Origin of the sequence: Streptomyces niveiscabiei, from assembly GCF_033794345.1 — a bacterium.
GTDB lineage: Bacteria > Actinomycetota > Actinomycetes > Streptomycetales > Streptomycetaceae > Streptomyces > Streptomyces niveiscabiei.
Map to the genome: position 1 here is coordinate 97,263 of NZ_JARAYJ010000029.1, position 11,808 is coordinate 109,070.

Genomic DNA, 11,808 nt, shown 5'->3' on the forward strand with positions numbered 1-11,808 from the left:
GCATCGGGAGCACTCCGCGCACCGGCCTCGACGCCGGTGCCGTTCCCGGTGAGTGACGTGATCCGGCGGGTGAGCTTTCCGCCCTGGCGGACGTCCTCGCCCCGTCGTGCGGACGGCTCACCCGGGTCGCTGTCGGCCCCCGGGACTGGCGGCGGAACGGTTCAGCGGGCGTCCGTGAACCGGATGTACCGCGCCGGTACCGCCTTCGTCAGCCACACGCCGTTCGCGCTCAGCTGGAACACGTGTCCGTCCCGGTGCATGGCGCCGGAATCGACCGTGAGGACCACCGGCCGTCCGCGGCGCGCGCCGACGCGGGTGGCTGTCTCGCGGTCCTGGGAGAGGTGGACGTCGTGGCGGTTCATGGGGCGCAGGCCCTCGGTGCGGATCGGGGGGAGGGCGCGCGGGTGGGTGCCGTGGAAGAGCAGGGCGGGTGGGGCGGTCGCCGGGAGGGCGAGGTCCACCGAGACGCTGTGGCCCTGGCTGGCGCGGATGCGGGTGCCCTCGATCGCGAAGCGCTTCTTGTCGTTCGTGGCGACGACGTGGTCGAGTTCCTCGCGGGTGATGGGGAAGCCGTGCGCGGCGGTGGCCGCGAGGAGGGTGTCGATCTCGGTCCAGCCGGCCGGGTCGAGGCGGAGGCCGATGCGGGCGGGCTGGTGGCGCAGGTGTTTCGAGAGGTACTTGGACACCTTCACGGTGCGATGGTCGGGGGTCATCCCCTCAGTGTGCGGAGAGAGATGTGGATCACGCACCCAATTTTCGTCCCCAGGTTTGATCCACAACCAACCGTAGTTATCCACAGGGGAGTTGCGGATTCTGTGGATAACTGACGGGTGGAATGCGGCATTTGAGCAACTCAAGCCGTGCGCAGGCTACTTGGCCAACTCCCTCACCCGCGCGGCTCGTAGCGCGCGAACGCCCTCAACACCCTTGGCGACAGCCGCGACAGCAGCCGCGACCCCTTCGCCTCCGGCGTCACCGGTACGACGGCGTCGTTGCGGACGACCGCGCGCACGACCGCGTCGGCGACCTTCTCCGGCGGGTAGTTGCGCCGCCCGTACATCCGCGACGACTTCTCCCGCCGCCGCTCCTGCTCGTCCGCGTCGACGCCCACGAACGTCGCGGTCGAGGTGATGCCCGTGTTGATCAGCCCGGGGCAGATCGCGCTGACACCGATCCCCTTGCCCGCCAACTCCGCGCGCAGGGACTCGCTCAGCATGAGGACGGCCGCCTTGGACGTGCCGTACGCGGACAGCACGCGCGAGGGCTGGTACGCGGCGGCCGACGCGATGTTCACGATGTGGCCGCCCTGCCCGCGCTCGACCATGTCCCGCCCGAAAAGGCGGCAACCGTGAATGACGCCCCACAGGTTGACGTCCAGGACGCGCCGCCAGTCCTCGGTGCTCGTGTCGAAGAACGAGCCGGACATGCCGATGCCGGCGTTGTTGACCAGCACGTCGACCACACCGTACGACTGCCGTACCTTGTCGGCGAGTTCCTCCATCGCCTTCTCGTCGGAGACGTCCACGGCCTCGGCCCACGCCTCCCGCGCCCCCACGAGCCGCGCCAACTCGGCCGTACGCGTGGCGCTCCCGGCGTCGCGGTCGACGGCGACCACGCGCGCGCCCGCCTCGGCGAAGGCGAACGCGGTGGCCCGCCCGATGCCGCTGCCCGCGCCGGTGACCAGCACGAGCTGGTCGGCGAACCGCTCGGCGTGCACGCCCGCCGGGGTGGCCGAACGCGCCTGCCCGGCCTCGACGGACGTCACGAACTCGGCGACCCAGGAGGCGACTTGGTCGGACCGCGTGCGCGGGAGCCAGTGCTTGGCGGGGATCGTGCGCCGGGTCAGGCGCGGCGCCCACGTCTCCAGCTCGTCGTACAGCCGCGGCGACAGGAACGCGTCGTCGAGCGGCGTGATGAGCTGCACGGGCGTGTGCGCGTAGGCGTCCGCGCGCGGCCGGCTGAGCCGGGCCCGGACGTTGTCCCGGTACAGCCAGGCGCCGTTGGCGGCGTCGGAGGGCAGGGACGCGGTCGGGTACGAGGTGTCGCCGATCTTCTCCGCACGGCGCAGCAGGGCCGGCCAGCGCTTGCCGAGCGGCCCGCGCCAGGCCAGTTCGGGGAGCACGGGGGTGTGCAGCGCGTACACGTACCACGACTTGGCGCCCTGGCCGAGGAGTTGGGCGGCCTGGCGCGGAGTGGGCCTGCGCAGACGGCGGTTGATCCAGTGGCCGAAGTGGTCGAGGGACGGCCCCGACATCGACGTGAAGGACGCGACACGGCCCTCCGTGCGCGCGACGGTCACGAACTCCCAGCCCTGCACGGACCCCCAGTCGTGCCCGACCAGGTGCACCGGGCGCCCCGGGCTGACCGCGTCGACCACCGCGAGGAAGTCGTCCGTCAGCTTCTCCAGCGTGAACCCGCCCCGCAGCGGCTTCGGCGCGCTCGAACTCCCGTGCCCGCGCACGTCGTACAGCACCACGTGGAACCGCTCCGCGAGGCGGGCCGCGACCGGCGCCCACACCTCCTTCGTGTCCGGGTAGCCGTGCACGAGGACGACGACGGGGTTCCCCAGCTCGCCGAGTTCCGCCACGCACAGCTCGATCCCGCCGGTGGTGATCCGGCGTTCGCGCGCCCCGTCCAGCATGGTCACTTCCCCTCCGCCCAGCGCCGCACGTGCGGCAGGTCGTCGTCCAGCCAAAATGCGCTCTCCGCCGGGTCCTTGGAGTCCGTCACGACGAGGATCTCCTCGAACTTCGCGCCGGTGCCCCGGAATCCGAGATGCGGTTCGACCGCCCACAGCCCCGGCTGCGGGGGATGGTCGGAGAAGCGGTACGGCGACCACAGCGGCGACCATCCGTCGCGGTGCCCGTGCAGGGCGTCCGAGGCGAGGCCCTTCAGCGACTGGGCGCCGAACCCGAACAGGTGCGGGGAGAACCTGCGCCGCGTCACCCTGTCGACCTTGTGGGCGATCACACCGAAGGGGTACGCGCGATGCCGGTTGGCGTAACCCTGGAGAGCCATGAGGCGGTCCACGTCCTGGTAGATCTCCCGCAGCGACCTGCGCTCGCGGACCTCCCTCAGGATCAGCTCGCGGTGCGCCTCCAGGTCGGCCATCAGGCGTTCCTGTACGGGGTTGGCGCCGAGCGACCCCGAGTAGCCGATGTCGGCGGTGTAGCCCTCGTACACGGGCGCGAGGTCCAGGATGAACGGCATCCCGGGCTCCAGGCGGCGGTTGGTCGGGAAGAACTGGAGGGGGACGCGGAAGCCCGTGAACGCGGTGCGGTCGCCGAACCAGGCGAAGGGCAGGTGGAACCAGTCCGTCACCCCGCGCTCGCGCATCCACCGGCGCTGCATGCGCGCGGCCTCGCGTTCGGTGACGCCGGGTGTCAGCCGGGCCGCGACGTCCTGCGCGCACGCGTAGGCGAGCCGCTGGACCTGGCGGAATCCCCGCAGGTCGGCGCGGGAGTCGGGGGTCACTGCCGTTGCCATGGCACCTCGCCGTGCGGTTGCGATACGCGTCCGTAACTTGACCACGCCGAATCTGGCACTTGTTAGAGAAACCGTCAATAGGGCGGGCGCTCCCGCATGGCACGGCTCGCGCGTAGACCTCGTACCTCTCAGGTAGGGGATCCCTTAGCCGTCCCCTACATCTCAGGTACGGGGTGAAGACGGCTCTACGGAGTGACGACCGAGTGTGTGCGGAGTCACTACCTTCGAACCGTGACTGTGATCGCGACCGAAAGCCTGAGCAAGCGGTTCCCGAGGGTGACCGCTCTCGACCGGCTGTCCGTGGACATCGGAGCCGGTGTGACCGGACTGGTCGGTGCCAACGGCGCCGGCAAGTCCACCCTGATCAAGATCCTCCTGGGTCTGTCCCCCGCGAGCGAGGGCCGAGCCGAAGTGCTCGGGCTCGACGTCGCGACCAAGGGCGCCGCCATCCGCGAGCGCGTGGGCTACATGCCGGAGCACGACTGCCTCCCGCCGGACGTCTCGGCGACCGAGTTCGTCGTCCACATGGCCCGCATGTCCGGCCTCCCGCCGACGGCGGCCCGCGAGCGCACGGCGGACACGCTGCGGCACGTCGGGCTGTACGAGGAGCGCTACCGCCCCATCGGCGGCTACTCGACCGGCATGAAGCAGCGCGTCAAGCTCGCCCAGGCCCTCGTCCACGACCCCCGCCTCGTCTTCCTCGACGAGCCGACCAACGGCCTCGACCCCGTCGGGCGCGACGAGATGCTCGGCCTGATCCGCCGCATCCACACCGACTTCGGCATCTCGGTCCTGGTCACCTCCCACCTCCTGGGCGAACTGGAACGCACCTGCGACCACGTCGTCGTCATCGACGGCGGCAAGCTCCTGCGCTCCAGCTCCACCACCGACTTCACCCAGACCACCACCACCCTCGCCGTCGAGGTCACCGACACCGACGAACACCCGGACGGCACCCGCGCCCTGCGCGAGGCCCTCCTCACCCGCGGGGCGGACGTCCAGGACGGCGGCGCGGGCCTCCCCGGCGCCGGCCACCTCCTGCTGCTGACCGCGCAGGGCGAGGAGACGTACGACCTGGTCCGCGACGTCGTCGCCGACCTCGGCCTCGGCCTGGTCCGCATGGAACAGCGCAGACACCACATCTCCGAGGTCTTCACCACCGCCGACGAGCAGAGCGCGCAGAGCAAGGAGGCCGTCCGCCATGGCGGTTGACCACACCGCGGGCGAGACCTCCCGCATCCACGACATCGGCTACCGCGGCTACGACGGCCCCCGCCTCGGCCGCGCCTACGCCCGCCGCTCGCTGTACGCGCAGTCCCTGCGCGGCGCCTACGGCCTCGGCCGCTCGGTGAAGTCCAAGGTCCTGCCGATGCTCCTGTTCGTCGTGATGCTCGTGCCGGCCGCCATCATGGTCGCCGTCGCGGTCGCCACGAAGGCCAAGGAACTCCCCCTGGACTACACGCGGTACGCGATCGTCATGCAGGCCGTCATCAGCCTGTACGTCGCCTCCCAGGCCCCCCAGTCGGTCTCCCGCGACCTGCGCTTCAAGACGGTCCCGCTGTACTTCTCACGGCCCATCGAGACCGCCGACTACGTCCTCGCGAAGTTCGCCGCGCTCGCCTCCGCCCTGTTCGCGCTGACCGCCGCGCCGCTCCTCGTCCTGTACGTGGGCGCGCTGCTCGCCAAGCTCGACTTCGCCGACCAGACCAAGGGATTCGGACAGGCACTGGTCTCCGTGGCACTGCTCTCGCTGCTCTTCGCCGGAGTCGGCCTGGTCATCGCCGCGGTCACCCCCCGGCGCGGCTTCGGCATCGCCGCCGTCATCGCCGTCCTGACCATCACCTACGGCGCCGTCTCCACCCTCCAGGCCATCGCGCACGAGCAGTCCAGCGGCGGCTCCATCCCCTGGATCGGCCTGTTCTCGCCGATCACGCTGATCGACGGGATCCAGACCGCGTTCCTCGGCGCGAGCTCCGCCTTCCCCGGCGGGCAGGGCCCCTCCAGCGCCGAAGGCGCGGTCTACCTCCTCGTCACCCTCGGACTCATCGCCGCCTGCTACGGCCTGCTGATCCGCCGCTACCGGAAGGTGGGCCTGTGACCACGCTCTCCCTCGACCACGTCTCCCGCTGGTTCGGCAACGTGGTCGCCGTCAACGACATCACCATGACCATCGGCCCCGGCGTCACCGGCCTCCTCGGCCCCAACGGCGCCGGCAAGTCCACCCTCATCAACATGATGGGCGGCTTCCTCGCCCCCTCCACCGGCACGGTCACCCTCGACGGCGTCCCCGTCTGGCGCAACGAGGACGTCTACCGGCACATCGGCATCGTCCCCGAGCGCGAGGCGATGTACGACTTCCTCACCGGCCGCGAGTTCGTCGTCGCCAACGCCGAACTCCACGGCCTCGGCGCCAAGGCCGCCCAGCGGGCACTGGCCACCGTCGAGATGGAGTACGCGCAGGACCGCCGTATCCAGACCTACTCCAAGGGCATGCGCCAGCGCGTCAAGATGGCCAGCGCCCTCGTCCACGACCCCTCGCTGCTCCTGCTCGACGAGCCCTTCAACGGCATGGACCCCCGCCAGCGCATGCAGCTCATGGATCTGCTGCGCCGCATGGGCGACGAGGGCCGCACCGTCCTGTTCTCCTCGCACATCCTCGAAGAGGTCGAACAGCTCGCCCGGCACATCGAGGTCATCGTCGCCGGACGGCACGCCGCGAGCGGCGACTTCCGCCGTATCCGCCGGCTCATGACCGACCGGCCGCACCGCTACCTCGTGCGCTCCAGCGACGACCGGGCGCTCGCCGCCGCGCTCATCGCCGACCCGTCGACCGCCGGCATCGAGGTCGACAAGGCGGAAGGCGCGCTGCTCATCCAGGCCGTCGACTTCGGCCGCTTCACCGCCCTGCTGCCGCGGGTGGCCCGGGACCACGGCATCCGGCTCCTCGCCGTCTCGCCGTCCGACGAGTCCCTCGAATCCGTGTTCTCGTACCTGGTCGCGGCGTAGGAGGCCCTGATGTACGACCCCACTGTCGCCCGGCTCACCTACCGGGCCCTCCTCGGCCGGCGCCGGGCGCTCATCCTCGGCGCGCTGCCGATGCTGCTCATCGTGATCGCCGTCATCGTGCGGGCCCTCGCGGGAGCCGACGACCAGACCGCCGTCGACCTGCTCGGCGGGCTCGCGCTCGCGACGATGGTGCCGATCATCGGCGTCATCGCCGGGACCGGCGCGATCGGGCCCGAGATCGACGACGGGTCCGTGGTGTACCTGCTGTCCAAGCCGATCAAGCGGCCGACGATCATCTCGACGAAGCTCATCGTCGCCATCGCCGTGACCATGGTGTTCTCGGCGCTGCCCACCCTCGTCGCCGGGTTCATCCTCAACGGCAACGGGCAGCAGATCGCCGTCGCGTACACCGTCGCCGCGCTCGTCGCGTCCATCGCCTACGCGGCCGTGTTCCTGCTGCTCGGCACCGTCTCGCGGCATGCCGTCGTCTTCGGGCTCGTCTACGCGCTCGTCTGGGAGGCGCTGTTCGGGTCCCTCGTGCCGGGCGCGCGCACGCTCAGCGTCCAGCAGTGGTCCCTCGCCGTCGCGCACGAGGTGACCGGCGGCGACCTCGTCACCTCCGACGTCGGGCTCACCACCGGGGTGATCTTCCTCGTCGCCGTCACCGGGCTCGCGACCTGGTACGCCGGACAGAAGCTGCGCACCCTCACGCTCGCCGGGGAGGAGTGAGCCGGGGAGGGACAGGAGGAGCCTGTGCGGTGCCGGTCGGCCTTGACGGAGGTTTCACCTCCGTCCGGGCACACTGGCGTAAAGGGGACGGGGACAGGAGGGAAGGATGGCGGAGGAACGTTCACGGGAGGCCGGCCGCGGAGACGCCGGCGGCTCCGGGCGGGACGAGATGTGGGACGAGCTCGTGCTCGACGAGGACTTCGTGCGGGGTGCGGAGGCGAGTGAGCCGTCCGCGCGGGCGCGGATGCTGTCCGCGAAGTGGAGCCGCGAGGCGCCCGAGCCGCAGCCCTGGCGCTCCGACGAGCCGCCCGCGGGGTGGTTCTTCAGCAAGGCGCGGCGGAAGCGGTGGCGGCGGAAATAGGGGCCGGCGTTTTAATCGGTGGCGAACAACTGGTCGAGCGGGCACAGTAGTTGTGTCCGCATCGCCGGTTTTCTGCCGGTGTCACGTACAGGGAGAGGAGCGGGGCGATGCCCATGCACGGCAGTACGTTCCGCTTCCGTCAGGGCGGTCCGCCGCGGGCTCCGGAGTAGTCGCTCACTCCGTCCGAGCCCGCGTGAGGGAACCGCCCGGGGCGGCCACTTCGAGCACGCGAGATCGCTCTCGCGTGGGCCGCCCACCCGGAGGATTGGCCGAGTGGTCAAGGCACCGGCTTGCTAAGCCGCGGTCGGGTCAACAGCCCGCGCACGTTCGATCCGTGCATCCTCCGCTGGAAGTTGCGCCGTTGTCGGGTGCGGGTTGCGTTGTGGCTGGTCGCGCAGTTCCCCGCGCCCCTAAAGAACAGGGTGCGGGCCAGATATCAAGTGCGGGTGCGTACCTGTGCCGGCCTTTCAGGGGCGCGGGGAACTGCGCGACCAGCCACCCAGCACCCACCCCCACCTCACCCCAGCAACCGCTCCACCACCACCGCGATCCCGTCCTCCTCGTTGGACGCCGTCACCTCGTCCGCCACCGCCTTCAGCTCCTCGTGAGCGTTGGCCATGGCCACCCCCCGCGCCGCCCACGCGAACATCGGCAGGTCGTTCGGCATGTCGCCGAAGGCGATCGTGTGGGCCGACTTGAGCCCGAGGCGTCGGGCCGCGAGGGAGAGGCCCGTGGCCTTGGAGAGGCCCAGCGGCAGCAGCTCGACGATGCCCGCGCCGGCCATCGCGACCGTGACGAAGCCACCGGCGGCCACCCGCGCCGCCTCCGCCAACTCGTCGTCGCCCAGCGTCGGATGCTGGATGTAGATCTTGTTCAGCGGCGCGGCCCACAGCTCGGCGGCATCCGTGAGCGGCGTCGCCGGCAGGTTCCCGATGGCGGCGTACCCCGGCCCGACCAGCACTTCCCCGTCCAGCCCGTCCCGGCTGGCCGCGAGGTACAGCGGCCCCACCTCCGCCTCGATCTTCGCGAGCGCGACCCCGGCGAGCTGCCGGTCCAACGTCACGGACGTCAGCAGCCGGTGCGCGCCGGCGTCGTACACCTGCGCGCCCTGCCCGCAGACGGCGAGCCCGGTGTAGCCGAGGGCGTCGAGGATGTGCCGGGTCCAGGGGACGGCACGGCCGGTGACGACGATGTGGACCGCCCCGGCGGAGGTCGCGGCGGCGAGGGCGGCACGGGTACGGGGGGACACGGACTCGTCGGACCGCAGCAGCGTTCCGTCGAGGTCGGTCGCGATCAGCTTGTACGGAAATACGCCCGCACTGTCACCGGCGGTCTCCTCGACGACGACCTCGTCCACAACAACCTCACTTTCACCCATAGGACAGGGGACGCCCCCAGAAGGAACGTCCCCTCGAAATCACCCTCAGCCGCTCAGGAACCCGTCGGCTCCAGCACCTCGCGCCCGCCCAGGAACGGCCGCAGCACCTCCGGCACCCGAACCGACCCGTCCGCCTGCTGATGGTTCTCCAGGATCGCGACGATCGTCCGGGGAACCGCGCACAGCGTGCCGTTCAGCGTCGCCAGCGGACGCACCGTCTTGCCCTCCCGGTACCGGATGGACAGCCGCCGCGACTGGAACTCGGTGCAGTCGGACGTGGACGTCAGCTCGCGGTACTTGCCCTGCGTCGGGATCCACGCCTCGCAGTCGAACTTCCGCGCGGCGGACGACCCGAGGTCACCGGTCGCGACGTCGATGACCCGGAACGGCAGCTCCAGCGAGGTCAGCCACTGCTTCTCCCACTCCAGCAGCCGCCGGTGCTCCGCCTCGGAGTCCTCGGGCGCGACGTAGGAGAACATCTCGACCTTGTCGAACTGGTGGACCCGGAAGATGCCCTTCGTGTCCTTGCCGTGCGACCCGGCCTCGCGCCGGAAGCAGGGCGAGAACCCGGCGTACCGCAGCGGCAGGCGTTCCGCGTCGAGGATCTCGTCCATGTGGTACGCGGCGAGCGCGACCTCGGACGTGCCGACGAGGTACAGGTCGTCCTTGTCGAGGTGGTAGACGTCCTGCGCGGCCTGTCCGAGGAACCCGGTCCCGGCCATCGACTGCGGACGCACCAGCGCGGGCGTCAGCATCGGCGTGAACCCGGCGGCCGTGGCCTGCGCCATCGCCGCGTTGACGAGCGCCAGCTCCAGCAGCGCGCCGACCCCGGTGAGGAAGTAGAAGCGCGAGCCGGAGACCTTGGCCCCCCGCTCGACGTCGATCGCGCCGAGCAGCTGGCCCAGCTCCAGGTGGTCCTTGGGCTCGAACCCCTCGGCGGAGAAGTCGCGGATCTCCCCGTGCGTCTCCAGCGTGACGAAGTCCTCCTCGCCGCCGACGGGTACGTCGGGGTGGACGAGGTTGCCGAGCCGGAGCAGCAGCTCATGGGTCTCGGTGTCCGCCGCGTCGCGCTCGGCGTCGGCTGCCTTGACGTCGGACGCCAGCTGCGAAGCCTTCTTCAGCAGCTCCGCCTTCTCGTCCCCGGCGGCCTTGGGGATCAGCTTGCCGAGCTGCTTCTGCTCGGCACGGAGTTCGTCGAAGCGGACGCCGGACGACCTGCGCCGCTCGTCGGCGGACAGGAGGGAGTCGACGAGCGCGACGTCCTCTCCACGGGCGCGCTGCGACGCGCGCACACGGTCGGGGTCCTCACGGAGCAGGCGAAGGTCAATCACAGGCCCAAGGCTACCGGTGTGGACCGAGGGCCCACGACCGACTATTCCCCCCACTCCAAAAAGCCGGTTACGACCCGTTATGAGCGAATTGCCGAACGTGTCAAGGTAATCCGTCCCACTCCCTGGGACGGGGCATCATCGAGGCCCGGAGTTGACCCGACTGCCTTGTGGAAAAAGGGACTTGGGGACCGGTTGTCCACAGTGATCCACACCCCGGGAAAAGTTATCCACAGGGTGTGCGAAAGATCTGTGGACATCGGGAACGATCTTTCCCGCGCGCGGCCCCGGGCCAGGAAATTCTGTCCTAAACGCGCCTCGTATCCACTTTCGAGTGGAAACGCGTCGCTCCAAAGGATTGCGCGCAGGAAACAAGTGGACGAAGGGTGACCCACCCATCGGTGGACAACCTGAGGGCCGGCGTGCCGATTTGTCGACTGGGTGCCACCGCGCAGTCGACTTATCCCCAGGTCGAGAAGGTCACCTGTGGATAACTCCTGTGGATAACTACGCGGTACGCCTGTACTACTGGAAGCGCCCGTCCTGGCACCGCGCCACCCACTCCGACGCCGCCACGAACTCCGCGTCCGACGTCCCCGGGAACGGCACCGCCACATCCCCCGCGCCGGCGACGTCCGCGCGCGGATACGAGCCCAGGAACCGCACCTCGCGGCAGATCCGCTTCAGCCCCATCAGCGCCTCCGCGACCCGCCGGTCGTTGATGTGCCCCTCGGCGTCGACGCAGAAGCAGTAGTTGCCGATCCCCGCCCCGGTCGGCCGGGACTGGAGCAGCATGAGGTTGATCCCCCGCGTCGCGAACTCGCCCAGCAGATCGCGCAGCCCGCCGGGGTGGTCGTCGCTCTGCCACAGCACGACGGAGGTCTTGTCGGCGCCGGTCGGCGCGGCGGGCCGGGCCGGACGCCCCACGAGGACGAACCGGGTCTGCGCGTTCTCCGCGTCGTGGATGCCGGTCTCCAGCGCCTCAAGGCCGTACCGCGCGGCGGCGAACTCGCCGGCGAAGGCGGCGTCGTACCGGCCCTCCTGGACCAGGCGGGCGGCGTCCGCGTTCGAGGCGGCGGACTCCCAGAGCGCGTCCGGGAGGTGCTTCTTCAGCCAGTTGCGGACCTGCGGCTGGGCCGCCGGGTGCGCGGAGACCGTCTTGATCTCGGAGAGCTTCGTACCCGGCCGCACCAGCAGCGCGAAGGTGATCGACAGCAGCACCTCGCGGTAGATCATCAGCGGGGTGCCCGCGACCAGCTCGTCGAGGGTGGTGGTGATCCCGCCCTCGACGGAGTTCTCGATCGGCACGAACGCGGCCTCGGCCTCGCCGACCCGCACCGCGTCCAGCGCGGACTGCACGGACACGTACGGAACCAATTGCCGGGTGGCCGTTTCGGGCAGCGTCCGCAGAGCGACCTCCGTGAAGGTGCCCTCGGGACCGAGATACGCATAGCTGGCAGGCATGGGATCACCCTAATGGCCCTTGCCGGAGCCCGGCCCCCGCGTCTCACGGTCGAGTG

11 protein-coding genes and 1 tRNA gene are annotated in these 11,808 nt (G+C 70.5%); 6 read left to right on the top strand and 6 right to left on the bottom strand.

The window, feature by feature from the left end; genetic code table 11:
* Nucleotides 1-161: 161 nt before the first annotated feature.
* The 3 genes from PV682_RS31710 to PV682_RS31720 all read right to left on the bottom strand — a co-directional run bounded on the left by PV682_RS31710 (nt 162) and on the right by PV682_RS31720 (nt 3,486).
* Nucleotides 162-713, bottom strand: a complete 552-nt coding sequence (locus PV682_RS31710) for an RNA 2'-phosphotransferase (protein ID WP_319735200.1) — start codon at nt 711-713, stop codon at nt 162-164.
* Between the two features lie 173 nt (nt 714-886).
* A complete protein-coding gene (locus PV682_RS31715) occupies nt 887-2,647 on the bottom strand; it encodes an SDR family oxidoreductase (protein WP_319735201.1) in 1,761 nt (586 codons plus the stop codon).
* Nucleotides 2,644-3,486 (bottom strand): M24 family metallopeptidase, encoded by an 843-nt coding sequence (locus PV682_RS31720; protein ID WP_319735202.1) that lies wholly within the window; start codon nt 3,484-3,486, stop codon nt 2,644-2,646. The genes PV682_RS31715 and PV682_RS31720 overlap by 4 nt, the downstream gene beginning before the upstream one ends.
* Before the next feature lie 237 nt (nt 3,487-3,723).
* Between PV682_RS31720 and PV682_RS31725 the strand changes: the two genes are divergently transcribed.
* The 6 genes from PV682_RS31725 (at nt 3,724) to PV682_RS31750 (ending at nt 7,928) form a co-directional block, all read left to right on the top strand.
* Complete coding sequence (locus tag PV682_RS31725; protein ID WP_319735230.1) at nt 3,724-4,698, top strand: ABC transporter ATP-binding protein; 975 nt, start codon at nt 3,724-3,726, stop codon at nt 4,696-4,698.
* Nucleotides 4,688-5,584, top strand: a complete 897-nt coding sequence (locus PV682_RS31730; protein WP_319735203.1) for an ABC transporter permease — start codon at nt 4,688-4,690, stop codon at nt 5,582-5,584. The genes PV682_RS31725 and PV682_RS31730 overlap by 11 nt, the downstream gene beginning before the upstream one ends.
* Nucleotides 5,581-6,492 (top strand): ABC transporter ATP-binding protein, encoded by a 912-nt coding sequence (locus PV682_RS31735; RefSeq protein ID WP_319735204.1) that lies wholly within the window; start codon nt 5,581-5,583, stop codon nt 6,490-6,492. Before PV682_RS31730 ends, PV682_RS31735 begins: the two co-directional genes overlap by 4 nt.
* A gap of 9 nt (nt 6,493-6,501) precedes the next feature.
* Nucleotides 6,502-7,221 (top strand): ABC transporter permease, encoded by a 720-nt coding sequence (locus tag PV682_RS31740; RefSeq protein WP_319735205.1) that lies wholly within the window; start codon nt 6,502-6,504, stop codon nt 7,219-7,221.
* A gap of 106 nt (nt 7,222-7,327) precedes the next feature.
* Nucleotides 7,328-7,582, top strand: coding sequence for an SGM_3592 family protein (locus tag PV682_RS31745; RefSeq protein ID WP_055718588.1), 255 nt, complete (start codon nt 7,328-7,330; stop codon nt 7,580-7,582).
* A gap of 259 nt (nt 7,583-7,841) precedes the next feature.
* Nucleotides 7,842-7,928 (top strand) — tRNA-Ser (locus PV682_RS31750).
* A 171-nt stretch (nt 7,929-8,099) separates the two neighbouring features.
* Here the strand turns inward: PV682_RS31750 and PV682_RS31755 are convergent.
* The 3 genes from PV682_RS31755 to pheA all read right to left on the bottom strand — a co-directional run bounded on the left by PV682_RS31755 (nt 8,100) and on the right by pheA (nt 11,752).
* Nucleotides 8,100-8,939: an HAD family hydrolase gene (locus PV682_RS31755; RefSeq protein ID WP_319735206.1), complete on the bottom strand. Its 840-nt coding sequence runs from the start codon at nt 8,937-8,939 to the stop codon at nt 8,100-8,102.
* 74 nt (nt 8,940-9,013) lie between these two features.
* The gene (gene serS, locus PV682_RS31760; protein WP_319735207.1) at nt 9,014-10,291 is read right to left on the bottom strand and encodes a serine--tRNA ligase; all 1,278 of its coding nucleotides are present in this window, start codon (nt 10,289-10,291) and stop codon (nt 9,014-9,016) included.
* 522 nt (nt 10,292-10,813) lie between these two features.
* Complete coding sequence (gene pheA / locus PV682_RS31765) at nt 10,814-11,752, bottom strand: prephenate dehydratase (RefSeq protein WP_319735208.1); 939 nt, start codon at nt 11,750-11,752, stop codon at nt 10,814-10,816.
* Between the last annotated feature and the right edge of the window lie 56 nt (nt 11,753-11,808).

What these genes read in the sequence shown, in the direction of transcription:
- PV682_RS31745 (WP_055718588.1), top strand. Translation starts at nt 7,328, where the DNA reads ATGGCGGAGGAACGTTCACGGGAGGCCGGCCGCGGAGACGCCGGCGGC.
- PV682_RS31710 (WP_319735200.1), bottom strand. Translation starts at nt 713, where the DNA reads ATGACCCCCGACCATCGCACCGTGAAGGTGTCCAAGTACCTCTCGAAA.
- PV682_RS31720 (WP_319735202.1), bottom strand. Translation starts at nt 3,486, where the DNA reads ATGGCAACGGCAGTGACCCCCGACTCCCGCGCCGACCTGCGGGGATTC.
- PV682_RS31740 (WP_319735205.1), top strand. Translation starts at nt 6,502, where the DNA reads ATGTACGACCCCACTGTCGCCCGGCTCACCTACCGGGCCCTCCTCGGC.
- PV682_RS31730 (WP_319735203.1), top strand. Translation starts at nt 4,688, where the DNA reads ATGGCGGTTGACCACACCGCGGGCGAGACCTCCCGCATCCACGACATC.
- pheA (WP_319735208.1), bottom strand. Translation starts at nt 11,752, where the DNA reads ATGCCTGCCAGCTATGCGTATCTCGGTCCCGAGGGCACCTTCACGGAG.